We start from the raw sequence: 26,654 nt of genomic DNA, 5'->3' as shown, positions 1-26,654 counted from the left end.
GCTTGTTGCAAGACAGATTTTTCCCCGATCTCTATCGGCCCGAAAGCCTGTCTGCGGGGAACAAACGACGCAAATAATCAGGACTTTAATTGCCGCCGGAGATATTCATAGTATTCCTTCCGGGCAATCGTTTCAAATTGCGTCAGGCAATCATGCTCTTCTTTATATAAAGCCAGCAGCTTCTCTTGTATCCTTTCAAGCAGTTCCCGTTTTTGCGTCATTTCAAACTTTAACGCCATCAAGTACATCATATTCATGTTTCCGCAGCAATTTCCGTACCACTCCACAAGGGCCCGCAGCTGCGGATTGTCTGTAGATATTTCGTCTAAAAACCATTTGAGCGATAAGTGAATGATGCTTTGATGTTCGTGCAGCTTCATAAGGGAAGAAGTTGTACGTTCCATGAGCTCCTGCGGAATTGTATCCATTTCCAGCAGCCTTTTGATGTCCTCCCGCATCATCAAAAGACAGGCAAGACCTGTAAAATATTCCCCTGTTACAGATACTTTTCCTTCTTTGCTGTAAATCAAGGAAGAAGCATCGGGAAGCTGCCCATTTTTATCATAAATAAGTGTCCTGTGCATGGAGCCCCGAAGCTCATCCTGGATTTTTTCAAGCAACAAATAAAGGCTATTATCATTATTGTATTGTTCCCTGAGACGAATGCGTGAGATACTGTAATAAAAGCAGCGGCGCTCCGACATGATTTCAGGGTGATCACCATAAAAGCAGGAAATATCCGAAAACGCTTCCCGCAGACGTGCAAAGGGAATTTCTGCTTCCTGAAACCTGCCGGAACTTTGCAGCAAAGTGCTGTAAAAAACTTGCTTTTCCTCATCAAATCCAAATAGAAACACTTCATGGATGTGAAAACATTCTGGATCATCAGAAAACAGCTTTGGAAAATTGCACTCAATAACGAGATAATTACCCTGGCTGATTTCACCTGTTAACGTCTCAATCAAGCTGCCATTATTCACCGTTCCAATTGGAATTTCCTGAATCGACAGAATGTCTTCAAAATACTGCAATGGGTGCATATGCCCGTTTTCCCCAAGCATGACGGACAGGTCATGATAGGAAAAGGCCCTAAAATGGGAAGCCAGCCAAGGATATTTGTATGGCGAGGTTTCAATAATAGCCATTTTGTAATAGGTCCAGCACTCTGACATAATCATCGCATCTACTTTTAAAGGTAACTTTTTCATAAAATCCTTTCCCGTCAATGTCTTTTTAATATGTTAAAGGTACTTTATTATAAGAAAAATGTCAAGTAGTGAAGCGATGCGGAGCACCTCTTTTCCATCAGACACCTTTACAAGGCAAAAGTAGTATTTGGTATCATGAAAAACGCGCCGCCGTTGTTCTAACGGCAGCGCGTTTTGATCATTTAAAATTATTTTTTCTTGGGGATCACCCAATGATCCGGTTCGTAATGCCCCTGTACAACCTCGGGGACACACACCGGCTTTGCCCAGCGGACGGCGTTTGTGATGACCTGCTGGATGGGTTTCTGGTGATAAGTGGGTACCGTCTCGTGTCCGGGCTGGAAATAAAAGATTTTGCCCTTGCCCCGGCGGTAGCAGCAGCCGCTTCTAAACACCGCGCCGCATTCAAACCAGCTGATAAACACCAACTCGTCGGGAGTTGGAATCGAGAAGGGCTCGCCGTAGATTTCTTCTTCCTCCAATACGATTTTTTCATCCGGGAGTCCCTCCAAGATGGGATGGCTCCGATCGACCGCCCAGAGGATTTCTTTCATCTCATCGCCCCATTTGAGCATGTGGGTCGGCGTACCGCAGAGCTTGCGGAAAATCTTCGACGCGTGGGCCGAGTGGAGCAAAACAAGCCCCATGCCGTCCTGCACCCGCTCATACACCCGGTCGACCACTTCGTCGCTCACATCGTCATGGTGCATATGCCCCCACCAGATGAGTACATCGGTGGCGTTTAAGACCTCTTGGCTGAGGCCGTGTTCCGGCATATCCAGTGTGGCGTACCGAATTTCCATATCCTCTTCCCTGCCCAAAAATTCGCCCAGGCATTTGTGGATGCCATCGGGGTAAATTTTCTGGACGATTTCGTTGGTTTTCTCGTGGACAAATTCGTTCCAAATGGTCACATTGATTTTTTTCATCGGTATTCAATCCTTTCGGTTTTGCCTGCCCTTGACGCAGGCCCTATTTTTTGCTGGGTTGCCTTCCAATCCCCAAAACTGCCGATCCAAACAGCGTCCGGCTCTTCACTGGGGGGTCCGTTAACAATAAAAAGCCGGTTTGTTAAAAAAATGTAAACCATTACATTTTCTTTTCCCTTTTATTATACTGCAAAAAAATCAAATTGCAAGGGGGGAAGAAAAATTTATTTTGCTTAATTGTAAAAATATCTGCTCTGCTTTTGGGAAGTCTCAATAAATCACAGGGACTTGCCAAAGCTGCAAGGCTCAAATCGTATCCGAAAACAGATTTCTCCGCCCTGGAACCGTTTCTGCTCTTCCGTTACACCGCCGCAGATGCCAAAGCTGCGGGTCTTCGGCTCCATCCCAAAATGCCTTTCCACTGCCGGATGCACCGAGGCAGCCGTCAACCGATCCCGCCTTCAAAAACGCCGCGCCTTTCCCCGAAAAGCACATTTTCACTCAACCCAAAGAGCTTCCTCCAGACGCCAGATACACCGCTTTAAATCCACCGCCCCGCTTGCGAGAAACTCGACTCCCTCCGCCTGCAACAGCTCCCGCTGGCGGTTCCGTCCCCCGAAGGCGAACGCCCCGCTCAACTCTCCCTTTGCGTTCACCACCCGGTGGCAGGGCACCTGTCCTTCGAAGGGATTTTCGTGAAGGGCGTTCCCCACTGCCCGTGCCGCCCGCGGCTTGCCGCAGAGATAGGCGACCTGTCCGTATGTGGCCACCTTCCCCTTTGGAATCTGCTCCACTATGTGATACACCTTGTCTCGAAACGCCATGACCCTGCCCCCTTCTGCAAACTGTCCAGTCCTGTTGAAGCTATTCTAATACAAACCGGCTGAAAAATCAATTCCCCCATGATATCAATTGGATTTTCACCGGTTTTTTGGTATGATAATGATAAGCAGCCCGCCCGCTCCAGCCAAAACCTCTCGACAAAGTGTAATGCCAAGAATCATTTCCGCCAAAACGACCTGCAGTCCGCCTTGTCCTCTATGTTAAACCGGATCATTCGCTCCAGCAGAGAATAATCCACCGGTTCACTCCACTTGATCCGCATGAGCTGTTTGCTGTACTCGTACCCGGCCTCTGCCATTTCCCCGCAAAAGCGCAGGATTCCCGCCCGCTCCGGCGCGACGGCCATGTGATTTTTTGCCGTACTGAAACCGATAATGTAGGTCCCGTGATGGGTAAACATGGGCTGGTTCCACGCCAACTTGGGCGAAAGTTCCGGAAACCGCTCCCCCACCCATAAAAGCACGGTTTGCACCCTGTTCCGGTGCTCCTCATTTTCGATTTTATCCAAATATCCCTGAAAAATTTCCATCCCATTCCCTCCAACCGGTTTTGTATCCAGTATTTGTGCTTCCGGCACTTTTATCACTCCATTGCAGTGATTTTCCTCCTGAACAACAAAATATCAGTCAGAAAGGAACCCGCCATGCGCCTATTTATCGCCGTCCGTTTTTCCGATGAAATCCGCGCCCTTCTTCTGGAAAGCATCGCCGCCCTTAGCACCCAAAGCCTTTCCGGCAATTTTACCGATTCCAAAAACCTTCACCTCACCCTCGCCTTTATCGGCGAAACCGGCAGGACCGGCGCCGTCCGCCGCGCCATGGACTCTGTGGAAGCCTCCCCCTTTTCTCTCACCGTGGGAGGCTCCGGCCGGTTCGGGAATCTGTGGTGGGCGGGAATCGAAGGAAATCCCGCCCTCTCCCGCCTCGCCGCTCAGCTCCAAGCGGCCCTCCGGCAAGCGGGCTTCTCTATTGAATCCCGCCCGTTCCAGCCCCACATCACCCTAGGGCGGCAGATCGTCCCCAAAGACAAAATTCTCCTCACCATCCCCTCCGCATCCATGACAGTAGACAAAATCTCCCTCATGAAATCCGAGAGGCTGGGCGGCCGCCTTGTCTACACCGCGATTTACGAACGTCCGCTTTCCGAAGGCTGCCCAACGGAAAAAATATGATATCCAAATGGTCTTTGACGGCCGGGCACTAAAAATTCAGGTCCATATGGTACGCATTGCCGCACGATATGGACCTTTTTGCTGCCTTGAAAGGGAAAATCTTTGTGAACAAAAATTTTTTATGATATGAGGAAACTTTTTCCAGAGTAAAAAAGTATTACCATTAGAAGGGCGGGTGACCCGCGGAACACTTTGCCCCTAAAAATAAACATATTTTTACTGATGGGAGGAATTTTCCATGAAAAAAATTACAAAACGGCTGGCATCACTGCTCTGCGTCGCCTTGACTGCCTGTTTGCTGTTCACCACCGCCGCTTCGGCGTGGAGTTACCGGGAGGACGGCTACAGCTATGACTCCAGCATCGTTTCCGACAACGCCCGTCCCGGGGACGGCTGGAAAAAACGGGGCGACAACTACTACTATTATTACAAAGGCGAAAAACTCACCGGCCTGCGCTACATCGACGACAAAGCCTACTACTTTGACGACTACACCGGCGCCCGCCTTCACGACACTTGGAAATACGCCGACGGAGACTGGTACTACTTAAACTCTTACGGCGCAGGTGCCGTCAAAACCTGGCTGAAACGGGACGGCAAGTGGTACTTTGTAAACTACGAGGGCAAAGTGCTCTACGACCAGTGGGTCAAATACTATAACGATTACTACCGCGTGGATGAAAACGGCGTCCGGATGACCGGTCTTAACTACATCGACGGCAAGGCTTACTACTTTAATCAAAACGGCGTCCGCCTCCACGACAAATGGCATTACGCCAACGGCAACTGGTATTATCTCAATTCCTACGGCGCGGGCGCAGTCAAATGCTGGCTCCAAAGCGGAAATAAGTGGTATTTTATGCAGGCTGACGGCACCATGGCCAAATCCAAATGGATCGAGTGGTACAACAAATGGTACTACGTTGGTTCCGACGGCGCCATGTACAAAAACCGCTACACCCCGGACGGCTGCTGGGTCAACGGCTCCGGCGTCTGGGTCAAGTAAACCAAGCCGCCAAAGGGATGCTCGTCTAAGAGCATCCCTTTTTTCACAGCAGGCAAAAATTCCGTCATAAATTCGTTACATATCCGTCCCTTCCCCCGCATATACATTACCAAAGTAATCACAAATAAGAAGGTGCTGACTTTGAATGGCAATGCGTGGGACAGAAGCGTACAACTAGCCGAATATATCATCGAACACAATTCGACGGTGCGGGCGACCGCCAAAATATTCGGGATTTCCAAATCGACGGTACATAAAGATTTGACCGAGCGCCTGAAAAAGGTGAATCCCCAGCTGTATAAGCAAGTGCGGAAAGTCCTGGACGTGAACAAACAGGAACGGCACATCCGCGGGGGGCTAGCCACCAAGCACAAATACGAAGCCGAACGGGAGCTCCAGCACGCTTAAACCGAACAAAAAGGCGCCTTGAGCGAAAAAACGCGGGAATCCGTGTGTTTTTACTGATGTGCGATAAAGAAGTAATAGAAGTGTAAAAAATTTTGCCGTTCCTATCCGGCACTTGCGCATTGTGTCGGATAGGTCGGGCGGTTATTCGGGCAAGTCCACCTTGCCAACAAAAGAATAATAAATCTCAATGTCCTGTCTGCGGGTCTTGTTCTCGTCATAGCTGCACTCATGCACAACGATTTTCTCTACAAACTCCCGCAGCAGAGTAGGGGTAAGTTCTTCAAAGCTGGTATGCCGCCGGACAACATTCATAAACTTTTCTGCGTTCACGGTGGCTTCCTGTGCTTTGGAAAGCTCCGCTTGGATAGCGGCGGCTTTTTCTTTCAGTTCCCGTTGCTCTGCTTCATAGTCTGCCGACAGCTCTGTGAAACGCTCGTCTGATATGCGCCCGGTCACGCTGTCCTCATACAGCCGCTTGAAGATAGCGGATAACTCGGCTATGCGTTTCTCGGCGGCTTCCAGTTCCTTTTTCTTGGCGGCGTTCCTGCGCTTACCCCCGTCCTCGTTCTGCTCAATCAAGAGCTTCATAAACCGGGCTTCATGCTTTGCCGCATAGCTGGTCACTTTCCGCAGATTGGAGAGTACACCAGCAGTCAAGAGGTCGGTGCGGATAAAGTGCGCCGTACAGTCATGGGTGCGTTTCTTGTAGTTGCCGCAGATATAACAGTCCTGCTTGCGCTTGTCCGTCTGGTATCGCTGCTGATACATCACACTGCCGCAGTCCGCACAGAACAGTATGCCGGAGAACAAACCCACTTCATCATAGCGGTTTGGGCGTTTGCGCTGTTTGCGAAGCTCCTGCACCCGTTCCCATGTTTGGGTGTCTATGATAGGCTCGTGGTGGTTCTCGAAAATCACTTGCTTTTCCGGGGGATTTTCTACACTGTGCTTGACTTTGTAAGAAAGTTTTTCTGTCTTGAAATTTACCAGACAGCCTGTGTATTCCCGGTTTTCAAGGATATGCACTACGGTATTGGTCGCCCACTTGCACTCATAGCCGGGGTGGTAGCGGCGGGTGCTGCCCGTCCTGCGGTATTCAAGCGTTCCCGGCGTGGGGATTTGCTGCTCTGTGAGCATACGGGCTATCTTGGTCGGACCATTCCCGGCAAGACAGAGGTTGTATATCTGCTTGACTACGGGTGCAGCTTCCTCGTCAATAATGAAATTTTCATCCTCGTCCATGAGGTAGCCATACACAGGCTTGCTTGTGATGGGCTTGCCATTCATGCCTTTTGAGCGTTTTACTGCTTTGATTTTCTTGCTCGTATCTCTCACCAGCCATTCGTTAAAGATATTCCGCAGCGGGGCAAAGTCATTGTCGCCCTGTGCGCTGTCCACTCCGTCATTGATAGCGATGAAGCGGACACCTTTCTGTGGGAAAATCATTTCCGTGTACATTCCCACTTGCAGGTAGTTTCGCCCTAACCTCGACATATCCTTTACGATAACTGTCCCGACTTTTCCGGCTTCAATGTCCGCAAGCATGGCTTGAAAACCGGGTCTTTGAAAGTTCGCACCAGAATAACCGTCGTCCGTGTACCAGCGCAGATTGGAAAAGCCGTTCTGCTTTGCATAGGTTTCAAGGATACGCTTCTGATTGGAAATGGAATTGCTCTCGCCTTGCAGCTCGTCCTCATGGGAAAGTCTTGGGTAAAGGGCGGTAATTGGTTGTTGGTTGGTCTGTCTTAACATAAAATCCTCCGTTTCCGACAGCCAGCCCCACTATTCCGTACCTTGATTGTACCACATGGGGCGGCTGTCTGTATAGCAGCAAAAGCGTCAAATCTGCTTCTTTATGGTCGGTCAAATCGCCGTTTTTTGTGTAGCAGCTTCCGCTTCCAGCACTTTCATCATCTTGTCGGCTGCGGTGTCGGTTGCGCCCTGCTTGAAGAAGCCGGAAACGGTAAGGACGGAGTTGCCCATGCGGATTTCCGTTACACAGTCCGGGCGGCGGTCTGTTTTGGTGGTGCTTGTCTGTTTGGTTTCTGTCATAGGCTCTCCTTTCGCTGCTTCATCAGTTGCTTTAATCGTTCCAGCTTTTCCTGTGCGGTTTCCTTTCGGAAGTTGCTACCCGTGAAGCGGACGGGGGCGCACATGGAAGTCAGCCTGTCATAGATACGGGCGTGGGGCGTGTCCTGCGGGTGCTGCAATTCCTCCAGCGTGAGGTTGGTCGTGGCGATCAGCGGCTTGCCGCTTCGGTAACGGCTGTCAATCACGCTATAAACCTGTTCCAGCCCGTATTCTGTCCCTCGCTCCATACCGAAATCATCAAGTATCAGCAGGGGGTAGCTGCAAAGGCGGGAAATATACTCATTCCTGCCCTCAAAGCTGGCGGCAAGGTCATTGAGTATTGTTGCAAAGTTTGTCATGCAGACGGCAACCTCTTTTTCCATAAGGGCGTTGGCGATACAGGCGGCAAGGTAGCTTTTTCCTGTCCCCACGCCGCCCCAGAACAGGTAGCCGATATTTTCAGCCTGCATGGTTTCCCAGCTCTCAACATAAAAGCGGGCGGTTTCGGTCTGCGGGTTTCTGCCGTTGTCATGCTCAAATGTCCAGTTCCGCATAGCGGGGTCGGTAAAGCCCCGGCGTTTCAAGTCCTCCACTTTTTCAAGGTGCTTCTGTCTGCTTTCGGCGGCTTGCTGCTTTTCACGGGCTGCCCGCTGGCAGTCGCAGTCTGTTGGGTGGCGGTCACGCCCGAAACAAGTCTTTCCCTCTGCAAAGTAGGCTTCTTTGGGCGTATGGCACTTGCCGCAGTATAAAAGCCCGTCCTCGCCTGTGTAGTCCTCCGCTTCGGCGGTAGTGGTTGTAATGTCCGTAATCATAGCTTCAATTCCGTTTTTCATAAGCTCTCGCCCTCCTTGCATGAATAATCGGGTATGCCCTGTTTCGGGGCAGCCTTGCCTTTGGCAGCGTCCTCCTGCGCCCACTTGTAAATGGTGGCTGCATGGCTGTGGTACTGTTTCCCGGTGGAAGCGATATGGCAGGAAAGCCGGTCAATATAATACTCCCACTTGTCGGGCAACTCTGTTTTTAGCCCGGAAAGCTCTGTATCGGTCAGTATCACATTGTTGTATCTGCCATAAGCGGCGGGGGCGGGGTGTCCCGTTTCTCCCTCTCTCTCTTTTTCTATCTCTATCTCTTTCTCTAACTCTATCTCTATCTCTGGTGGACGAATGTCGGACAAATGTCCGCCTTTTGTCCGGGGCGGTAAAAGTGCCTTGTTTTCCAGTCTTGCAGCCCGTTTCCGCTCGGCTTCGGTAGAGGACTGTCCTATCATCAGCTCAATGTCGGTCATATAGAAAGCCCCGCTGTCAAGCTGCTCCACAAGCCCCAACTGCCGGAAAATCTCTAAAGCCCTCTCAACCGTCCCTATCTGGTGGCGGGTCAGTGTCGCTATCATCTGCGCTGTGTAGGGGATATGCTCGTCAAGCTGCAATTTCCCGCCGTTTTTCAGCGATTTTAAGTACAGCTTCAAGAGGATATTGGAGTATAAAATCCCGTCTTTCATATCTTCCAGCAGCACAATGGAGTCGCTGTCAAAAAAGTTCTCTTTCAGCTTGAGGTAGTAATACTTGCGGTTATCTGCCATTGTCCCTGTCCTCCTTTTTCCGGCGTTTGGAGTAGTAGTGGGGGCAGAGTATGATAACCGCCCGGAAGCTCTGCTTGCAGCTATGGGTACAGCCCCGGCAGAGGTCATTGTATGTGATACGATCGCAGGTGGAATTCCCGACTTTCACTTGCCGCAGGAAAAAAGACCATTCCAGCCGCCGTTTCTTGCTCATTCTTGGCATGGGTGCACTCCTTTCTGCCGTTTCCGCTGGTGTGGCGGTATCGGCGGTAATTCTGTATCATCTCGGTATCATTTTCGGGTTTTTTCTGCCCTATAAGCCCGTTAAAAAATCCTTTGGTATTTGCGGATAGGGTACGGGGCAGCCCCCTTGTTCTGTATAGGTTCGGGTACATTTTGGGGCGGTTTTTATCGTTCCTGTTCCTGCCTTTTCACAGGCTTGCGCTCCCGGTGTAAAATCTGGTCGATATTGCCCTTGACAGTCTGTAAGCGGCGGTATTCCTCCCGTTTTGCCCGGTAATCGTTGTAGCCGCTGTTTTTCTCTTGGATAAGGGTTTCAATCTCTGCTTGCAGGGCTTTATAGCTCGGCAGCTTGGAAATGCCGTTTTCCCTGAAATAGCGGGCGGCTGCGTCTGCTATGATAAAGTCGCTTTCGTACTTCTGACGGTAGGCTGCTTTTGCTTTGGCGTTTTTCTGCTGTTTCAGCCCGTCCCGGACAGGGCGGGTCTTGGAATAGGCAAGCACCTGCCGTTGCAGCTCCTTTTTCCCGTTCAGCGTCTTTTCCATCTGCTTCAGCTCTGTAAGGCTTTCCCGCATGGCGGTATAGGCGGCAGAACAGGCTTCGTCCAGTTCCTCCGGGGAAGAAAAGCCGTACTGCTGATAGGCGGTAACGGTAGCTGCCATTTGCTTTAGGTTGTGCTTTGCCGCCCAGCGGTCATAGCCCACGCCCTTGCCCTCGGCTCGCTTGGCTTCCCGGTCAACCATGCGCTGCAAGGTGTTGTCTGCCGGGGTGGTTTTTGTGGTTTTTTCCCCTTGTGACAGCTTTTTAACCGCGGCAGGGTATTCGAGTATGGCTTTGCTCTGTTCGGCGGCTCTGTGGGCGTTCTGCGTAAGCAGGACAAGGACAGCAGCCTTGTCAAAATCGTCCCCCAGCTTCCGGGCTGTGATAGGCTTTGTCCTGTCCGGCGTGAGGTAGGAAAGCCGCCCCCGGCTCTCCTTGACGGTCACACCCTCCCGCAGCAAAAGGGAAGAAAATTCGTCAAAGCTGCCAGCTTGGGAAAGTGCCTGCCGTATCGTCCGGCGCAGCTTCGCCTTGTCCGTTTCAAACTTGGTGGGCTTGGTCGGCTGTCCTGCGGCTTCTCTGACAGCGTTCTCTTTATCAAGGGCAAGCTGTCCTTTCTTTGCCGCCCAGTATTCCCGTTCGGTTATCCGTTCCTTGCTGCCGCTTAGGAGGTCGATTTGGTAAAGCCCCTCCCGGTGGCACATCTCCATGACTTCACTCTTGAAATATTCCATAGCGGCGTTGGTGCAGCGGTGCTTGCAGCCCTCCCGTGTGTCGGCTGGTCTGTCCATGTAGGGCAGAAGCGGGACTTCATAAATCCGCAGGGAGTTGATGACGATATGCACATGGATATTGCCGCTGTGGTTATGCCCGTCCGGGTGGGTGCAGACTAAGGCTTGGTGTCCGGGGAAATGCTCTTTACAGAACTGCTCGCCCAGCTCCTGCGCCCGGTCTACGGTCAAGCCGTTGTCTGTCCCGTCCCGTGGGTCAAAGCTGATGATATAGTGGTGGCTTTTCACATCTTCCCGTTTTTGGTTTTTCTCATAGCGGAGATTAGCCCGCATACAGGCAACAGCGAAATCCTCGCCCCCACAGTTGAGGGAAGAAATGCGGTAATCCTCCCTCGGTATCAGCCGCCCGTTTTCATCAAGGGTGGGCTTCATGGTAAACTCGTCATGCTCAAATGTGAGATAGGCTTCCGCTGCGCCATAGTCCGCATTTTTAGAGCTGATATGTTTGAATGTTGCCAACAGCGTCACCCACTTTCTGCAAGACTTCAAACTTTAGGGCAGCAAGGTCGGAAACCGCCGCCCGTACCTCCCCGGCAAGCTGCGGGTAGGGGCTGTGCCACTCGTTCAGCGTCCGGGCTATCTGGTTTAAGTTGCCGCCGATCCTGCCGTATTCGGCGGTCAGCTTCCCGACAGCGGCAAGCAACTCGTCATTGACGGGGGAAACGGTTATGATGGGGCGTATGGCTGCCCCGGTTATGGCTTGCCGGATAAACTCGGCTTGGCTCATGTTGTAAGCAGAAAGCCTTTCCGCAAACTCGGCGTATTCTTCCTCGGTCATGCGTGTCTTGACTACCCGGCTGCGGTGCGGCGTGTTATATCGTTTTCGCATGGTAAAACCTCCTTCGGCTGTGCGTGGTGTCCTCTCACTAATAGGAGAAAAACAGGGTGTAAAGCGGAACTGTTTTTGAAAAATCCGAAAAATTATTTTGAGGGATTTTCCAGCGGCGTAAGCCGCATAAGCAGGGTTTGGGGAAGGCACTCCCCAACAAGATTCCCGCAGGGGCAAAATGAGCGATAAGCGAATTTTGGTACTGCGGTAGAATCTTGCTCTGAAAAACTCCGGCGTTCCCCGGCTTCCGTACTTTCCGCTAACAAGACGTTTCAAAAGGGCTTTGCTACCCGCTATTCCGGCATATCTTGAAAATTTTCCTTTCACTACCTACAACACCACGCAAAGCAAAATGGACGGAGATTTTTAGAATTTCCCCTTATTCCCTACAACACCACGCAAGCCGAAAAAGGCGGACAATGGCAGTATTTTTTTCTTTGATACCCTCCACGGATAAGTAAGGGATTTTGCCAACTGCGGCGGCAATTTTCCCTTTTGTTTTTTCATACTGGGGATTTTCAAAAATGCCAAACAGGAACGAAAAAAAGCAGCAAATCTGTTGAATAGATTTACTGCTTTCTGGTTGCCGGCGAAGCGGCGGTTATTCAGTTGTAGGCGGTAGGGCTATCTCCCAAAGCGGAACTTGAAAATAGCTGTGAGAAGCGTCTGGGTGATGTAGTCCTCTGTATCTTGGTCTACCCGTCCATTCACACGGGCGGCACATTGTATGCGGCGGCGGTAATACTGCAATACAGTTCCCACCGCTTCCGGCTCCCCGCTGGTGGCTTGGACGATTGTTTCATAGGGGAGAAGCCTATTATTTCTCATATGCCATTCCCTCCATTTCCGCTTGGAGCTGCCGTAGGACTTTTCGGATATGGTAGCCCGCTGTGCTGCGGCTGCGCCCGTACTGTCTGCCAATTTCGTGCTGTGGAATACGCTTGAAAAAGGACAGGTAAATCATTTCCCGCTCCCGTTCGTCCAGCCGTGACAGGGCTTCCGCAAGTAAGCCGCTGCTGAAAATGACCGTATCGCCGCAAAGGGTAAGTATGTATTCCTCGTCCGGCTCCGGGGCTTGGAAATATTCATCTGTCGTGCCTAAAGGGTAGTGCTTTTCGTCTGTGAGGTATTCAAGGGATATTTCTCTTTTGTGCTTCCTGCTCCGTGTCCTCGCTGCGTTGATCGTTGCATTTCGGATAACGACTTTGCAAAAGGCATGGAAAGTGTACTCGATATGTTCCCGATATTCTTCTGTACAGGTCATGGAAAATCCCCCTTTCCTCCCAAAAGGGCTGTGGCTGGTTAGTAGTTGCTTTTTATGATAGTAAGGGGCGGCAGCACTTTAGGCTGTCGCTCCTTGACTGCCTAACTGCAAAACCGGGCGGGGCTGTCAACGGCGGGCGAAGCCCGTTCATCTTGACCGTTGACTGGCTCGGCCAGGTTTGCTATTTATCCGGCAAACTTGAATTTATTTTAAGCTATCACGTTTTACCTTTTTAAGCCTTACTATCATTACCATAGGAATTTCTTTGTTGTTTTTGAAACATTCTTCATAAAATCCATCAATGACAAATCCAGCTCTAAAACAAAGGTTAAAAATATCTTGTATGGAACGATGATAATAAATCTGCTCCTCCGGTTGCCCTTCAATCGCTATACCATAGTAACTGTGCGGTGTCATATATTTTTCAGTCAACGTGATAAAACAAGGGTGTTGCGTTGCAAAGACAAAAATTCCGCTTTCCTCCAACAGTTCATAAACAGCCATAAGAAGTGGTTCAATATCCGTAATATCCATAATTGCCATATTAGAAACTGCTTTCGTAAAGGCTCGATTTCTTTTTAATTCTAATATACTTTCTCTATTGGTCGCATCCGCTACACAAAATTCAATTTGTTTTGCATATTGTGATTGCCGTCTTTTAGCCAATTCTATCATTTTTTTGCTGTAATCAAAAGCGACAATCGAAGCGCCTCTTTGTGCAAGATACGAAGAATAATTTCCATTGCCACACGCAATATCCAAAATGTAATCCGCAGGATTAGGAGATAGAAGTTCCGTTACTTTGGGACGCACTACCTCTCTGTGAAATTCATTAGATTTGTCACCCATTGCATTATCCCAAAATTGTGCGTTTTTCTCCCAGATTTTTTTACTTTCCTCTGTTCCCATGTTCTCTCCCACTCCCAAAATTTGCCTTTTTGCTTCCATTAAATCTTCCTTACTATATTCCATTGTTACCCTCCATAACTTCTGATTGTTGCCGTCTTGACTATTATGTATCTTTTCTTTCCAAAATGGTATAGGCTTTTATTTTTATAATGCTGCAAAACTTTTCTTCTGTAAGGTATTCAAAGGATATTTCCCTTTGCCGCCGCTATTGGAAAGCCAAAAGCAGCGGCTTTTTTACGCGATATGACCGAAAAGTCTAGAAAGCAGGATATGTCATCATTTGTCATTTCTTCTCAATGTAATAACTGCATGGCATATCAAGCCAAATACAAGAGAAAAACAGCCACCGCCAAATAGTGATGCTCCCCACCCTGCACCCGACATTGTCATAAAACCGCCAACAAAGAAAATACCAATGCCAAGAAATATCCCGACACCATAAAAAAGTCCAATTGCCATATCATACTTATTAAATTGTCGTTTCTCTTTTTTTTCACATGTTTCCATTTTTGTTATTACCTCCTTCGCAAAATCGTCCATGTGGACTCCAAAAAGAAAACAAATTTTTTTCAACGTATTTAAATCGGGTTCATTAACATCTCTCTCCCAATTCGATAGCGCCTGCCGGGTAACATTCAATTCCCCAGCCAGTTCTTCCTGTGTCATTCCCGATTGTGTTCGCAGATGACGTATTTGCTTTCCTGTTGTAATATCCGTCTGTTTCTGGTTCAAAATGGTTCCTCCTCTCTGATGCTGATTTTATCAATATACGATACATTTATGCAGACAACACCACGGATCGGCTTTTGGCTGGACAATTCCAATCAAACACCACAGCAGACAGCAGAAACCATTCTGAACACCAGGAAGCCGGTATGATTGTTACATATAAGGGGAAGAAAAATTTCTTTTAAGTACTTGCTTTCCTAAAACTGATGTGATATAATAGCTTCATTCCAGAAAAGGAGTAAAAAATATGCGGCAAGGTATTCTTAAATAAAACTATAATCAAATAGTGGGAACAAAGAATTATGATAGCTCCTTTTGTGGGGGCTTGGTTTTTTGTACCCAATTTAAGAATACTTTTGCCTTATCAATTTTGACATATTCAAAAAACAGCAATCACAAATAGGTGTATGCTGTATATGTGTATGTCCGCAAATTAGAATCCCCAGTGGTAAAAGTATTTTACTGCTGGGGATTTTTATGCCCTTTGGGGCTGTAAAGGGAGGACAATCACATGAAAATAATCAATATCGGCATTCTGGCCCATGTAGACGCAGGAAAAACTACATTGACAGAAAGTCTGCTATACACCAGTGGAGCGATTGCGGAACAGGGAAACGTGGATAAAGGGACCACAAGAACAGACACTATGATTTTGGAACGGCAACGGGGAATTACCATTCAGACAGCGGTTACTTCTTTTTATTGGAATGATTATAAAATCAATATCGTGGACACTCCCGGTCATATGGATTTTTTAACCGAAGCATACCGCTCTTTATCTGTCCTTGACGGAGCTGTTTTAGTCATTTCAGCAAAAGACGGCGTACAGGCACAAACCCGTATATTATTCCATGCGCTTCAGAAAATGGACATTCCGACAATTATCTTTATAAATAAGATAGACCAAAATGGGATCGACCTGCAGTGTGTTTACCAAAGCATTAAAGATAAACTTACCAGTGATATGATTGTCATGCAGGAGGTTTCCCTGTCGCCAAAGATAACCATGACCGATATTTCTGATTTAGACAAATGGGATATGATTATTTCCGGAAGCGATGAACTATTAGAACGATATGTTGCAGAGGATTCTTTGGATATACAGGAATTACAATATGAAAAGTGCAAAAGAACCAGATGCTGCTCTTTGTTTCCTGTTTATCATGGGAGTGCAAAAGACAATTTAGGAACAGAAAAACTGATTGAAGCGATTATAGAAACTTTCATTACAGAAACGGACGATATTCAGTCTGAATTATGTGGATATGTTTTTAAGGTTGAGTATACAGAGCGGAAAAAACGGCTTTCTTATTTACGCCTGTATCATGGGACGCTCCATTTACGGGATACCCTGCTGCTGTCAAAAAAGGAAAAAATAAAGATTACAGAAATGTGTATTCCGTCAAATGGTGAAATCGTCCCGGCTGACCATGCCTGTCCGGGAGAAATTGTTATTTTAGCTGATGATACTTTGAAACTGAACGATATCCTGGGAAATGAAAAACTCCTGCCTCACAAAACACGGATTGATAATCCCATGCCATTACTTCGGACAACGGTAGAGCCGCAAAAGCCGGAGCAAAGGGAAGCCCTGTTAAATGCCCTCGCAGAGATTGCTGATACAGACCCTCTTTTGCATTTTGACATTGATACTGTTACCCATGAGATTATGTTATCTTTTTTGGGAAAAGTACAGTTAGAAGTTATTTGTTCGCTATTAGAAGAAAAATATCATGTGGGCGTGGCTATGAAAGAGCCTTCGGTTATTTATCTGGAAAGACCGCAAAAAAAAGCGAGCTGCACGATTCATATTGAAGTGCCGCCGAATCCGTTTTGGGCATCTATTGGTTTGACTGTAACACCGCTTCCTGTTGGAAGCGGAACACAATATAAAAGCGAGGTATCTCTCGGCTATTTAAACCAAAGTTTTCAAAATGCCGTCATGGAGGGTGTGCGTTATGGAATGGAGCAGGGCTTATATGGCTGGGGAGTGACAGACTGCCAAATTTGTTTTGATTATGGAGTTTATTACAGCCCGGTCAGCACCCCCGCTGATTTTCGTTTTCTTGCGCCTGTCGTGTTGGAGCAGGCATTGAAAAAAGCAGGGACACAACTGTTGGAACCATACCTTTCCTTTACCCTTTTTGCACCGCAGGAATATCTTTCACGGGCTTATAATGATGCACCAAAGTATTGCGCAATCATTGAATCAACCAGACTTGAAAAAGATGAAGTTATTTTTAAGGGTGAAATCCCTGCCCGTTGTATCGGTGAATATAGGAATGATCTGAATTTTTATACAAATGGAAGAAGTGTCTGCATTACAGAATTAAAAGGGTATCAGGAAACTTCCGGCGAGCCTGTATTTCAGCCACGCCGCCCGAACAGCCGTTTAGACAAGATCCGGCATATGTTTCAGAAGATAATGTAACGTCTTGCGCAATGCAAGCGTTCATTGCTGGCTATTGCGAAATATCCCAGAAGGCCGGCTCCCAAGGAGGAAACGTCAATGATCCTGCCTTCAGTGATTATACCTCTATATTTTGTCTGGTGCATTAAGGAAACCTCAGACACGGTAAATATGTCCTATAACTTCTGATGGAGGGGGAACTCCTCCTTCCGTTATATCTATATAGATTTATTAGATTGGACTTTGTAACTATTAACCAGTAGTCGTTCTTGACTACACCATTATTATACTAGGAGAATGTAACTTCATGTTTGCTAAAAATTCAAAGGCATATTCTGTCTACCTGCTGTTCCGATTTGTCTGTTCCCTGGCGGTTTCTATGTCCACAGTGCTTTCCATCGTGTACCACCTGGAGGTGGTGCAGCTGGATGCTTTCCAGCTTGTCCTGGTAGGGACGGTTCTGGAGACCTCCTGCTTTCTGTTCGAGATGCCCACCGGTGTGGTGGCGGATTTGTATAGCCGTCGGCGCTCGGTGCTGATTGGAATGTTCCTCTACGGCCTGGGCTTTCTGATGGAGGGTGCGCTACCGTGGTTCGCGCCGGTTCTGCTGGCCCAGGTTGTCTGGGGTTGCGGTGATACCTTCATCACCGGCGCTCTGGAGGCGTGGATTGCCTCGGAGGAAGAGGACAAACCCATAGACAAGGTGTTCCTGCGGGGCAGTCAAATGGGGCAAATCGGCAGCGTTCTGGGCGTGGTGCTGGGCACACTGCTGGGAAACATAAACCTGCAAATGCCTCTCATCTTGGGGGGCAGTTTGTGCTTGTTGTTGGGGCTGGTGATGGTTCGCATCATGCCAGAAACCAACTTCTCCCCTGCTATTGAGGAACGGCAGGGCTTGCTTAAAGACTTTGTCTGCCTGTTCAAGCTCAACCTGGGCTTTGTGAAAGGCGCACCTGTGTTGCTGGCGCTCTTAGCAATCACACTATGCGGGGGACTTGCCAGTGAAGGCTTTGACCGGCTCTCCACCGCTCATTTTCTGGATGACACGGTAATACCCGTTATCGGGCCGCTGAACAGCGTCACTTGGTTCGGTGTTATCAGTCTTATCGGCAACGGCTTAGGTATTCTGGCTTCTCAGTTGCTCATCGCCCGCATGGAGAAAAAAGGGACTGTCAGCCGAACCAGTGTGGTCATGTCCACCAGCGCCGGGTATATCCTGTGCCTGGTTCTCTTCGCGGTGGGGCGGAGCTTTTGGTTCATGTTGTTGGTGTTCCTGCTGGCGGGGCTTATGCGCACCATCAAGGAGCCTGTGCTGGCCGCCTGGATGAACGACCATGTGGATGAGAAAATGCGCGCCACAGTCTTTTCCACCAGCGGACAGCTGGACTCTTTCGGGCAGATCATCGGCGGGCCTATTGTGGGGCTGGTAGCCCAGCAGGTGTCCATACCCTGGGGGCTGGTCTGTACCGCTTTCCTGCTGTTGCCCGCGCTGTTCTTAGTGCCGGTGGCGGGAAAGAAGCGGGATTGATATGGCATAGTTAAGTTTACTGACGAGCGGGAGATTACTTCCGCTCGTCTTCATTTAGTAGCGCAAAATTTGAGGACTCTTTATTTCCTTATTCGGTATAGCGGAGGCGGCTGTCAATTCGACATAATTTTCTTGTGATACTTTACCGTACATGAGCATTCGCTTAGGGCGCCTTTTCCGCTGTTGCCGGATTCCCCCCAGAGGCTCTAAGAGCTCTCAGCGCCGCCTCCAGCCCTCTCACCATGTCGTCAAACGCCATTCCCTCCGTCCCCCGGCGGACGTCCTGCCCCGGCAGATAGGGCAGGTGGATAAACACCGTCCTAAAATCCCCCTTTTCCGCCGCTCGGAGCAGGTGGTAGTAAAGATAGTTGCATACAAAGGCCCCTGCGTCATGGGAAATCCCGGCGGGAATCCCCTTTTGGCAGACTTCCTCCACCATCTGCTCAAGGGGAAGCGCCGTCTCGTATATTTCCGCTCCGCCCTCCGCGATTTGAGCGTTCCGGGGCTGGACCCCTTCCCGGTCGGGGATTTCCGCATCGATGAAGTTTCGGGCAACCCGCTCGAAGGTGACCCCCTGAACGCTCCCCCGCTGGGCCAGCGCCAGCACTGCTTGGGGCCGCGCCTCCATAATAGCCTGCCCCGCCGCCTCCCAGCACCGGGAAAACACCGCCGGAATCAGCGCGGTCGTCCCCTCGATATTGCCCACAAGCCGTTTGCAAAGCTCTTTAGCCACCTGTCCCGACGGGTCGAAGCGCAAGCTTCCCGCCGGCTCGAACGCAAGAAGCAGCAGTTTCATAAAAGCCCCCTCCTTTCCCCGTTTTCTTCCCTCCATCATATCACTCCGGACGGGAAAAGGCAAACGAGAAAAAACGATCAGCAGGGACATGGGATAAAAGCCATAAATCCCTATCATTTTATGGGAAGAATTTACTGGCGTAGGACCGGATGCCCGCATTCCTCCAAAATCTCTTGTATATCGTAAAAACCGCCGCCAGTATTCCGGCGACGGTTTCGTTTTCTCATTAGATTTCGTTGGTTTCCTGAAACGGCGCTTCACTCAGGCGGATAAAATACCCCTGGTCGTGACTGCACACCGGGCACTGCTGCGGCGCGATGGGTCCCTCGTGGATATAGCCGCAGTTGAGGCACATCCAGCGGATGCCCTCGCCGCTCTTGAAGAGGCTTCCGTTTTCCAAGGCGCTTGCATACCGGCCGAACCGGTCGCCGTGGGTCTTTTCGATGGCGGCGATCATCCGGAAAGTGTTAGAAATCTGGTTAAAGCCTTCCTCTTTCGCCACGTCGGCAAAGTGCTGGTAATCGTGCTCAAACTCCTGGTACTCGTTGTGCTGGGCAGCCTTAAGAAGCTGAATTGGATCGTCGTACAAATCGGTGGGGTAGTTGCCGTCCACATTGATGTTTTCGCCGGCGATATCCTTCAAAAAGTTGTAGAACACCTCGGCGTGTTCCTTTTCCTGGTTGGCGGTGAACTGAAACACCTGCTCAATGACATAAAGCTGTTTCTTTTTGGCGCATGCCGCCGCGAAGGTGTAACGGTTTCTGGCCTGGCTCTCACCGGCGAATGCCCGCATGAGATTTTCCATTGTTTTGGTTCCCTTCAATGAAGCTGCCATATGAATTCCTCCTGTTTTCCGTAAAGTTAAAGTTGATTTTTTGGGAAAAAATCTCAATGGTATTATGTGCGGAGGACGAAAAACTATTCACACATCCGCCGCATAAAATCAAAACTTCACGGGAAATATAGTATCGTCTGCGATACATCAAACGCGCAGAAATACGAAGTATTAACCATTACAAGGAGGTCTCTTATTATGAATAGCTGCAAAGCAAACCATTGTATCGAATGTACCGTTACCCAGTGTGCAAACCACTGCCAGACTGAAAACTACTGCGCCCTCGACCGCATCCTCGTTGGCACTCACGAAGCAAACCCCACCATGGACCAGTGCACCGACTGCATGTCCTTTGAAAAGAAATAACCCTTTTGACGAAAAACCCGCCCCGGCAGTTTGATGGCCGGGGCGGGTTTTTGTTTTTATTTAACGGGAATCAGCTCGTACTCCCGGCTCCCCAGCCCCATCTTGACGCCGTGGTCGACGGCGGCCTCCCAGTGGGTAGTGGGATGGAGGGTGGTAAAATGGTCGTGCCCTACGGGCTCCCGCTGTTCCATAATGCTGCCCTTCATTGGCGGCTGGGCGTTGCAGAGGTCGGCGCAGCAGAGGTCCAGCGCAACCGGGTCAAAGGAGGCGAGCATCCCCACGTCGGGGATGATGGGCAGGTCGTTTTCGGCGTGGCAGTCGCAGAACGGAGACACGTCCATAATAATGCTGATGTGGAAGTGAGGCCGCCCCCGCAGAACCGCCGCGCTGTACTCAGCGATCTTGTAGTTGAGGATGTCATTTGCCTCGTCGTTGGCGGGCGTGATCGCGTCCACCGGGCAGACGCCGATGCACCGCCCGCACCCGACGCATTTCCCGTGGTTGATGGAAGCCTTTTTCTCCGGGAAGGAAATCGCCCCGTGGGCGCAGTTTTTGGCACAGGCGCCGCAGCTGATGCACAGCTCCCGCTCCACAAAGGGTTTGCCCGACGAGTGCATCTCCATCTTGCCGGCGCGGGAACCGCATCCCATGCCGATGTTCTTAAGCGCGCCGCCGAAACCGGTTGCCTCGTGGCCCTTGAAGTGGTTTAATGAAATAAAAATATCGGCGTCCATGACCGCCCGGCCGATTTTCGCCTCCTTGACGTACTCGCCGTCCTCCAGGGGAACGAGCACCTCGTCGGTGCCCTTGAGCCCGTCGGCGATGATGACCTGGCAGCCGGTCGAAAAGGGGCTGAACCCGTTTTCATAGGCGGCGTCCATATGGTCGAGGGCGTTTTTCCGCCGCCCCACATAAAGGGTGTTGCAGTCAGTGAGGAAGGGCCTGCCGCCAAGCTCCTTTATCGTGTCCGCCACGGCTTTCGCGAAGTTCGGCCGCAGGAAGGAAAGGTTTCCTGGCTCGCCGAAGTGGATTTTGATAGCGGCGTATTTATTTTTGAAATCGATGTCGCCGATTCCCGCCTTTTTAATGAGCTTTTGAAGCTTCTGCAAAAGGTTTTCGCCGGGTTCGGCCCGCATATCGGTAAAATAGACTTTTGACTTTTCCATGTTAAACCATCCTTTCGATTGTGTCCCGCAAAAGGCTCCGTCCCATCAGCGATACTCCGCCGCAAGCAAAACGGTGCAATAGCGACAAAACCCATAGAAATCTTGGCACCCGAAATGCACGGCGCATCAAGCGTGCCGTTTGATGTCATTATACCATATCCGCAAGCCCATAGGGCTTGCACGCCGCTTTCAGCGGCGCAAAACAGCTTTAGCTGTTTTTGTTATGGTGATAATCATCCACAAATCATTTTGCGAGACAAAATGATTGCGCCTGCGGCGTATAGCCCACATTGTGTGCTATTTGTGGATATTATACCACATCCGCAAATTCCTTTGGGAATTTGTAGGCGGGTTTACCCGCCGCAGTTCTGCGCCAGCAGAACCGGATGATGATAAAAGAAACGCAATGCTAAAATGCTTGCATTTTAGCTGCCGCACTTGTGCAGGCAAAGGTTTTCTGTGAAAACCATTGCCGATTGCATTTATTATACAACCAAACCCCTCTCAAGGCAACCATCAATTGTTGCATTTTCGCCAAAACCTGTTATACTGACAGGTAGAAGCATTTGAAACACCGTCGGAGAAAAGGGGGATTTACAATGAAGCATTCTGCAAAACTCAAAGCGATGGGAAACATCGTGGCTGTCGTAGGGGCGGTTCTCGGCGTTATGGCGGCGGTGCTGTCCGCTGTGGGAGGCCTGCTCGTATACAAGCTCTACCGCTACTTAGATACTGCGCAGAAAACCCTGCCCACGCTGGAAGCAGCAGCGAACATCTATCTCGAAGAACACCAAAAACCAGAATAAGCAAAATTTTGCCATAAAAAGGAGAAAGCCGTCTTCAGACTCAAGGTCTGAGGACGGTTTTTTGAGGAGATTGCACAAACAACCTGTATATAGTTTAGCAAATTTCCATAGCATAATTTGTCGAAAAAGCGCATTCACGGTTTTTTATCAAATTTTGTACTTTGGCCCCTAATTTTCGTCAGTTAGCACATAAATGGATTGGGATTTCATCGCCTTGTACACAAGGCGATGGGATGGAAAACCCGCGCCAATGAAAGGTTACACCCGCAGGTCAGCCGAACAAACTCTGGACTAAGCCCAAGCCCTGTATGAATTTCAACCCGCGCCCCTACGTGAGGGGTGACCGCCCAAAGATTAGAAGGAATCATATTAAAAGGAGGTTTCAACCCGCGCCCCTGTGTAAGGGGCGATAAACGGCAGCGATAATTTTTTGTGGAACGGGCAGATGTTTCAAATCACATCCCGCCTATCCAGAACAAAATTTTCCCCGTTACCCCCTGACGATGACTTCCACCCCCTCGGGCACTGCTTCTCGGTCGATTTCCACGTCATAGTCTCTGTAGCTGCGGGCAGGAAGCGGGCTCACAGGGTCTTTCCGAGTCACCGTCACCGTGTCAAACAACTTGTAGGACGGGGCGTTTCCCAACTCGGAGGCATGCTTGAAGATGATGAGCTGCCGCACAGCCATTTTGCCCCGCCCTGCCGACCGGTCGTTCTCAAACATGTTGACGATAGCGTCCCACAACAGCTCCAGGTCCTCCTCGCCAAAGCCGGTGGTCTTTCGGGCCAGGTTAGCCGAAACATATCCTTCCGCCCGGTAAAGGGCATAGGGGACGATATACTTGTACCCCATGGTGTTGTTCTTCGTCGCCGCGTCCTCCTCGGTGGTGACGGCCAGCCGGGTGATGGTCACCTCCTGGGGATAAATAGGCTCGATACTCCTTGCAAATCCCAACTGGACCGGGCCCCGGACCTGCCCGCAGTTCAAGGAATCCTTCATGAAGGTGGTCATCACCGCCCCGAAGGTGCGGATGTCGTAAAAATTCTCGCACATAAAGTCCCGCACCTGAATGTCCAGGGTGGGGTCGTCCTTTTTCCGCTCCTTCACCGATTTGCTGTCCAACCCCAGGTAGGCGTACGCCTCAGCGTCGCTGCGGTTTAAGGGCACCCCGCTTTTGATGTAGATGCGATAGCCGGGGGCGTCCTCCTTGACCGTTTCTACATAATCGCGGATTTTCCGCTTGAGGCAGACGTCGGTGACGATGCCGTAATTGGTCTCCGGGTCGAACCGGGGTACATTGCCCGCGTCCGGGTCGCCATTGGGATTTCCGTTTTCTACGTCAAAGAGTATCACGAAATCATACCGGTTTTTGATTGGCTTTGCCATTTTGTTTTTCCTCCTCCGCCTTTTCGGTGGTTTTTCCCGCGTACCGCTTCTGAGTCTGGTGATAGTAGCCGATATAAAAAGCCCCCTGCTCCTCCTGAGTCATGATTCGGGGGAAATTTTCCTCCATCCGCCCGGTCAGGTCCCCCAGCTGTTTTTTAAGCCCCACGGCAAGGCCCGGTTTCTCCCGCTCCAGCACCTTCATATGGCTGTTCTGAAGCTGTAAAAGTTTTGGGAACACCGACAGGGGCGTGGTCGCCGCTGCAATAAAATACCGGTCCTTGACGGTGGTAATTACGCCGGGAAGTGCCGCCTGCTGGATGTTCTCGAGAAGCGAAAAAAGCCGCCCCAGCACGTAGGGGAGATAGTTTGAATCCTCGTTTAATTTCACGGTTCCCACCGCCTCCTTAATGGCTTTGTTGCTGCTGTTTTTTAAGAGAAATGCCTTTATGACCGCCGCTTTGGCGTAGGGGAGCTCCCCCTCGGCCCGAATTCGGAGCAAAACGGCGCTGTAGAGGGCCCGGGGATAGGCGCCGCCGTTCAGCACCGCCGCCATGACCCCTTCTGTGAGGTTCGGCTGGGCCTCTTTTTTGGCGGATTTTTTGTTCACTGTCTCATAGAGGAGCCTCCCCACTGAAACAAGCTCCCGCTCGATAAAAACGGGTCTCTCGATTTGCAGCCGCACGTAATGATCCCAGATGTTTTTCATGAAATGCCCGAAGCTGTCCTGATAGAAAAACCGCACCGACACCCGCGCCGCGCTGGGCGAAAGACCCAGCACGAAAAACCGGGTTCCCGGCAGGAGGACCACCCCGTTTAAATCGTAGGGACGCCCCCGGGCCAGCTCGCTCATGGCCCGCTTGAGGATCGCCTCGGTAAAGGGGATTTTTTCCTCCGGGCCGGCCGCCCCTTCCCCCTGCCGAACAAAAATCTCCTTCCCGCCGGTGACGCCGGCGAACAGATCGCTGTAAGCCCGTTCCCCTGTCTCCGCCCAGTAGACCACCGTGGCGTCCCCCATGTGCTGGACATACTCCCTGTCGGCTATGAGCCGGTTCAGGGCGGTGGTGTAGGCAAAGGCCGCCCGCCGGCTGATGGGGGCGTTAAAGCTCTGCTTTTTCCCGTAGGACTCAAAGGAATCCCCATTGAAGGAAACAAGGCTCGCCCCGGTCTGCTGGGTTCCGCGCACCCCTTTGACCGACGGGTGGGTCCTGGCGATGGGCCCTTTCTCCCCTGTGACCAGACACCGTCCCACCACTGCGTCCGCATGGGGTTCCCGGTATCTTTCATCCCAGCGGGCGGCGATTTCCTCATCCTTGTGGACGAATTTACCGCCCACCCGGAAAAGAAGGTTCCCCCCTTTGAGAATTTCACTGAGATACGGGGCCAACACCGGGTTTTCCGGGGCTTTCTCCGGCTCCCACCGGCCGAAAAAGGCGCAGACCGCCTTGGCGCAGGGATTCGGCAGCCCGCCCAGCAGTTCCTCATGGAAGGCCTTGCTGGAGGCGAAGCAGCCGATGGCCCGCTTAGGGTTCCCCTTGCTGTCCAGCCCCAGAAGATAGGCGGAGCCGTCGCAGAGAAAATTGGGCTTAAACCCGGAGGAACGCTTCGCCTGCTCCGGCACCAGCATGACGGGGACCCTCCCCCCATCATCCCGAAGGGGCAAAACGTCCCGCAGTTCCCCTTGAGGGCTCAGGATGAGGATAAACCCCACCTTGGCGGGGCTCCACCCCGGCCGGGCCGCTTCCCCTCTTCGGAGCAGGGTTTCGTAATAGGAACACAACGCCTCCAAAATCATCGGACCACCTCGCAGTCCCGCAGGTCCAGCACCCCGTTTACAAGCTGTGCCCGAAAAAAGGTGGGGGTGATGTTTTCCGGGTCGCTGTAGTCCATGTCGTAAAGCATGTAGCCGAGATCCTTCGTCTCGCCGGGATAAGCAGTCAGAGGCTCCCCGCCGGCAAACCGCCGGAAGCTGGCCGGGAATTCCCGGCATCCGAAATAGGGGGTATGGTAGCATTTTCCCGACTCCAGCCGCCGTTTCACGATGTCCTGAAACTTGCCGGGACTGTCGGCGTCACTGGCCCGGTCAGTCAGGGTAAAATGGGCCTCGATGACGTACCGCACGTCCTTGAGCACCATAGCCGCCCGCTGCTGGATGTCGGCCGACCGGTCGATGTAAAGGGGCTTTTGCCCGCCGGACATGACGGTGCGGACATTGCTGACTGACACGACGCTTTTCACCTCGTTGCGGCGGATTCCCGCAAAACGGATGGGATTTAGCACGTAAATCCGGTCGATGTGCCACCGCAATCCCGGATGCCAGTACACCGCCTCGATGAGCCCCCGGGCGGCCGACGGGGTCATCACGTCGTAGGATACCCGCTCCACCTTCATTTCCGGCCGGGTAAAGAGGGCGTAATCCCCCCACGCCTCCACTCGAATCGCCATAACCGTCACACCTTTCTTTATTTGCGCCCAGCGCCCCCGCCGGACACGTGCGGCAAAAAAGCCCGTTTTTCCTATCAATATTTCAACGCCGCACCCAAACGAGGCTGGCACGCAGCACCGCCAAAGAACTGCAAACCGCTCTTGCGCGAGGCGTGACGGAACAGGCAAAGGCCCGACAGAGGGTCATCCACACCTCCGGTTAAAGGGGTAGCAATAGCCAGAATAGGGGCTTTTTGTTTCATACTGTTTTAAGTCACGCCCCTGTAAGGGACGGCCTGAGCGCTCCAGCTGGAATACCTGCTTATCGGTGTTTCCATTCCCGCCCCTTGCGTGAGGGGCGACCATGGTAATTGTCCCGCTTCCCGATCCACCCATGTTTCAAGTCACGTCCCTACGTAAGGGGCGGCCTGGTAGCATCGGCC

29 protein-coding genes are annotated in these 26,654 nt (G+C 50.9%); 7 read left to right on the top strand and 22 right to left on the bottom strand.

The window, feature by feature from the left end:
* Positions 1-77: 77 nt before the first annotated feature.
* From H8710_RS09005 to H8710_RS08990, 5 genes are all read right to left on the bottom strand, one after another.
* Positions 78-1,208: a hypothetical protein gene (locus tag H8710_RS09005; protein ID WP_249295178.1), complete on the bottom strand. Its 1,131-nt coding sequence runs from the start codon at positions 1,206-1,208 to the stop codon at positions 78-80.
* Between the two features lie 188 nt (positions 1,209-1,396).
* Positions 1,397-2,137, bottom strand: a complete 741-nt coding sequence (locus H8710_RS09000; protein ID WP_249295177.1) for a ThuA domain-containing protein — start codon at positions 2,135-2,137, stop codon at positions 1,397-1,399.
* A 278-nt stretch (positions 2,138-2,415) separates the two neighbouring features.
* Positions 2,416-2,541 carry a hypothetical protein gene (locus H8710_RS13385; RefSeq protein ID WP_283242824.1) on the bottom strand — a complete coding sequence of 42 codons (126 nt, stop codon included), beginning with the start codon at positions 2,539-2,541 and terminating at the stop codon, positions 2,416-2,418.
* A gap of 93 nt (positions 2,542-2,634) precedes the next feature.
* On the bottom strand, positions 2,635-2,961 hold the full coding sequence (locus tag H8710_RS08995) for an MGMT family protein (protein ID WP_249295176.1): 327 nt from the start codon (positions 2,959-2,961) through the stop codon (positions 2,635-2,637).
* Positions 2,962-3,137: 176 nt separating this feature from the next.
* A complete protein-coding gene (locus tag H8710_RS08990; RefSeq protein ID WP_249295175.1) occupies positions 3,138-3,509 on the bottom strand; it encodes an iron chaperone in 372 nt (123 codons plus the stop codon).
* Between the two features lie 114 nt (positions 3,510-3,623).
* Here H8710_RS08990 and thpR point away from each other — a divergent pair, with 114 nt between their 5' ends.
* The 3 genes from thpR to spoIIID all read left to right on the top strand — a co-directional run bounded on the left by thpR (position 3,624) and on the right by spoIIID (position 5,565).
* Positions 3,624-4,151, top strand: coding sequence for an RNA 2',3'-cyclic phosphodiesterase (gene thpR, locus H8710_RS08985; protein ID WP_249295174.1), 528 nt, complete (start codon positions 3,624-3,626; stop codon positions 4,149-4,151).
* A gap of 238 nt (positions 4,152-4,389) precedes the next feature.
* On the top strand, positions 4,390-5,157 hold the full coding sequence (locus H8710_RS08980; RefSeq protein WP_249295173.1) for a PspC-like choline-binding domain-containing protein: 768 nt from the start codon (positions 4,390-4,392) through the stop codon (positions 5,155-5,157).
* 141 nt (positions 5,158-5,298) lie between these two features.
* Positions 5,299-5,565 carry a sporulation transcriptional regulator SpoIIID gene (gene spoIIID, locus H8710_RS08975; RefSeq protein WP_249295172.1) on the top strand — a complete coding sequence of 89 codons (267 nt, stop codon included), beginning with the start codon at positions 5,299-5,301 and terminating at the stop codon, positions 5,563-5,565.
* 141 nt (positions 5,566-5,706) lie between these two features.
* Here spoIIID and H8710_RS08970 read toward each other — a convergent pair whose 3' ends face one another.
* The 11 genes from H8710_RS08970 to H8710_RS08920 all read right to left on the bottom strand — a co-directional run bounded on the left by H8710_RS08970 (position 5,707) and on the right by H8710_RS08920 (position 14,499).
* On the bottom strand, positions 5,707-7,317 hold the full coding sequence (locus H8710_RS08970) for a recombinase family protein (RefSeq protein WP_118584236.1): 1,611 nt from the start codon (positions 7,315-7,317) through the stop codon (positions 5,707-5,709).
* 111 nt (positions 7,318-7,428) lie between these two features.
* Entirely contained in the window at positions 7,429-7,617 is a 189-nt protein-coding gene (locus tag H8710_RS08965; protein WP_002569233.1) for a transposon-encoded TnpW family protein, read from the bottom strand.
* Positions 7,614-8,468, bottom strand: a complete 855-nt coding sequence (locus tag H8710_RS08960) for an ATP-binding protein (RefSeq protein ID WP_118583123.1) — start codon at positions 8,466-8,468, stop codon at positions 7,614-7,616. The genes H8710_RS08965 and H8710_RS08960 overlap by 4 nt, the downstream gene beginning before the upstream one ends.
* On the bottom strand, positions 8,465-9,214 hold the full coding sequence (locus H8710_RS08955) for a phage replisome organizer N-terminal domain-containing protein (RefSeq protein WP_002569235.1): 750 nt from the start codon (positions 9,212-9,214) through the stop codon (positions 8,465-8,467). Before H8710_RS08955 ends, H8710_RS08960 begins: the two co-directional genes overlap by 4 nt.
* Positions 9,204-9,416, bottom strand: a complete 213-nt coding sequence (locus tag H8710_RS08950) for a hypothetical protein (RefSeq protein ID WP_002569236.1) — start codon at positions 9,414-9,416, stop codon at positions 9,204-9,206. Before H8710_RS08950 ends, H8710_RS08955 begins: the two co-directional genes overlap by 11 nt.
* A gap of 185 nt (positions 9,417-9,601) precedes the next feature.
* Entirely contained in the window at positions 9,602-11,224 is a 1,623-nt protein-coding gene (locus tag H8710_RS08945) for a relaxase/mobilization nuclease domain-containing protein (RefSeq protein ID WP_002569237.1), read from the bottom strand.
* The gene (locus tag H8710_RS08940; protein ID WP_002569238.1) at positions 11,196-11,594 is read right to left on the bottom strand and encodes a plasmid mobilization protein; all 399 of its coding nucleotides are present in this window, start codon (positions 11,592-11,594) and stop codon (positions 11,196-11,198) included. The genes H8710_RS08945 and H8710_RS08940 overlap by 29 nt, the downstream gene beginning before the upstream one ends.
* A gap of 624 nt (positions 11,595-12,218) precedes the next feature.
* On the bottom strand, positions 12,219-12,422 hold the full coding sequence (locus tag H8710_RS08935; RefSeq protein ID WP_003505336.1) for a helix-turn-helix domain-containing protein: 204 nt from the start codon (positions 12,420-12,422) through the stop codon (positions 12,219-12,221).
* On the bottom strand, positions 12,412-12,858 hold the full coding sequence (locus H8710_RS08930) for an RNA polymerase sigma factor (protein ID WP_003505338.1): 447 nt from the start codon (positions 12,856-12,858) through the stop codon (positions 12,412-12,414). The genes H8710_RS08935 and H8710_RS08930 overlap by 11 nt, the downstream gene beginning before the upstream one ends.
* A gap of 204 nt (positions 12,859-13,062) precedes the next feature.
* The gene (locus H8710_RS08925; protein WP_003505400.1) at positions 13,063-13,830 is read right to left on the bottom strand and encodes a class I SAM-dependent methyltransferase; all 768 of its coding nucleotides are present in this window, start codon (positions 13,828-13,830) and stop codon (positions 13,063-13,065) included.
* A gap of 213 nt (positions 13,831-14,043) precedes the next feature.
* Positions 14,044-14,499, bottom strand: coding sequence for an XRE family transcriptional regulator (locus tag H8710_RS08920; protein WP_003505401.1), 456 nt, complete (start codon positions 14,497-14,499; stop codon positions 14,044-14,046).
* Positions 14,500-15,007: 508 nt separating this feature from the next.
* On the opposite strand from H8710_RS08920, the gene tet(32) reads away from it, so the two are divergent.
* Positions 15,008-16,927 carry a tetracycline resistance ribosomal protection protein Tet(32) gene (gene tet(32), locus H8710_RS08915; protein ID WP_003505402.1) on the top strand — a complete coding sequence of 640 codons (1,920 nt, stop codon included), beginning with the start codon at positions 15,008-15,010 and terminating at the stop codon, positions 16,925-16,927.
* A gap of 286 nt (positions 16,928-17,213) precedes the next feature.
* A complete protein-coding gene (gene tet(40), locus H8710_RS08910) occupies positions 17,214-18,434 on the top strand; it encodes a tetracycline efflux MFS transporter Tet(40) (protein ID WP_118583081.1) in 1,221 nt (406 codons plus the stop codon).
* A gap of 163 nt (positions 18,435-18,597) precedes the next feature.
* Here the strand turns inward: tet(40) and H8710_RS08905 are convergent, their stop codons facing one another.
* Both H8710_RS08905 and rbr read right to left on the bottom strand, forming a co-directional pair.
* Positions 18,598-19,230, bottom strand: a complete 633-nt coding sequence (locus tag H8710_RS08905; RefSeq protein ID WP_249295171.1) for a pyroglutamyl-peptidase I — start codon at positions 19,228-19,230, stop codon at positions 18,598-18,600.
* Between the two features lie 226 nt (positions 19,231-19,456).
* Positions 19,457-20,065: a rubrerythrin gene (gene rbr / locus H8710_RS08900; protein ID WP_249295170.1), complete on the bottom strand. Its 609-nt coding sequence runs from the start codon at positions 20,063-20,065 to the stop codon at positions 19,457-19,459.
* A gap of 198 nt (positions 20,066-20,263) precedes the next feature.
* On the opposite strand from rbr, the gene H8710_RS08895 reads away from it, so the two are divergent.
* A complete protein-coding gene (locus H8710_RS08895) occupies positions 20,264-20,431 on the top strand; it encodes a DUF1540 domain-containing protein (protein ID WP_249295169.1) in 168 nt (55 codons plus the stop codon).
* Positions 20,432-20,487: 56 nt separating this feature from the next.
* Here H8710_RS08895 and H8710_RS08890 read toward each other — a convergent pair whose 3' ends face one another.
* Positions 20,488-21,597 (bottom strand): DUF362 domain-containing protein, encoded by a 1,110-nt coding sequence (locus H8710_RS08890; RefSeq protein WP_249295168.1) that lies wholly within the window; start codon positions 21,595-21,597, stop codon positions 20,488-20,490.
* 599 nt (positions 21,598-22,196) lie between these two features.
* Here H8710_RS08890 and H8710_RS08885 point away from each other — a divergent pair.
* Positions 22,197-22,403 carry a hypothetical protein gene (locus H8710_RS08885; protein ID WP_249295167.1) on the top strand — a complete coding sequence of 69 codons (207 nt, stop codon included), beginning with the start codon at positions 22,197-22,199 and terminating at the stop codon, positions 22,401-22,403.
* A 490-nt stretch (positions 22,404-22,893) separates the two neighbouring features.
* Here H8710_RS08885 and cas7c read toward each other — a convergent pair whose 3' ends face one another.
* From cas7c to cas5c, 3 genes are read right to left on the bottom strand one after another with little or no spacing between them, the layout of a single operon-like run.
* On the bottom strand, positions 22,894-23,790 hold the full coding sequence (gene cas7c / locus H8710_RS08880; protein ID WP_249295166.1) for a type I-C CRISPR-associated protein Cas7/Csd2: 897 nt from the start codon (positions 23,788-23,790) through the stop codon (positions 22,894-22,896).
* On the bottom strand, positions 23,762-25,582 hold the full coding sequence (gene cas8c / locus H8710_RS08875; RefSeq protein WP_249295165.1) for a type I-C CRISPR-associated protein Cas8c/Csd1: 1,821 nt from the start codon (positions 25,580-25,582) through the stop codon (positions 23,762-23,764). The genes cas7c and cas8c overlap by 29 nt, the downstream gene beginning before the upstream one ends.
* Complete coding sequence (gene cas5c / locus H8710_RS08870; protein WP_249295164.1) at positions 25,579-26,232, bottom strand: type I-C CRISPR-associated protein Cas5c; 654 nt, start codon at positions 26,230-26,232, stop codon at positions 25,579-25,581. The genes cas8c and cas5c overlap by 4 nt, the downstream gene beginning before the upstream one ends.
* Between the last annotated feature and the right edge of the window lie 422 nt (positions 26,233-26,654).

It is taken from the genome of Fumia xinanensis (genome assembly GCF_014384905.1).
GTDB lineage: Bacteria > Bacillota > Clostridia > Oscillospirales > Ruminococcaceae > Fumia > Fumia xinanensis.
The sequence above is the reverse complement of the archived record's forward strand: the minus strand, read 5'-3'. Positions and strand labels throughout refer to the sequence as shown.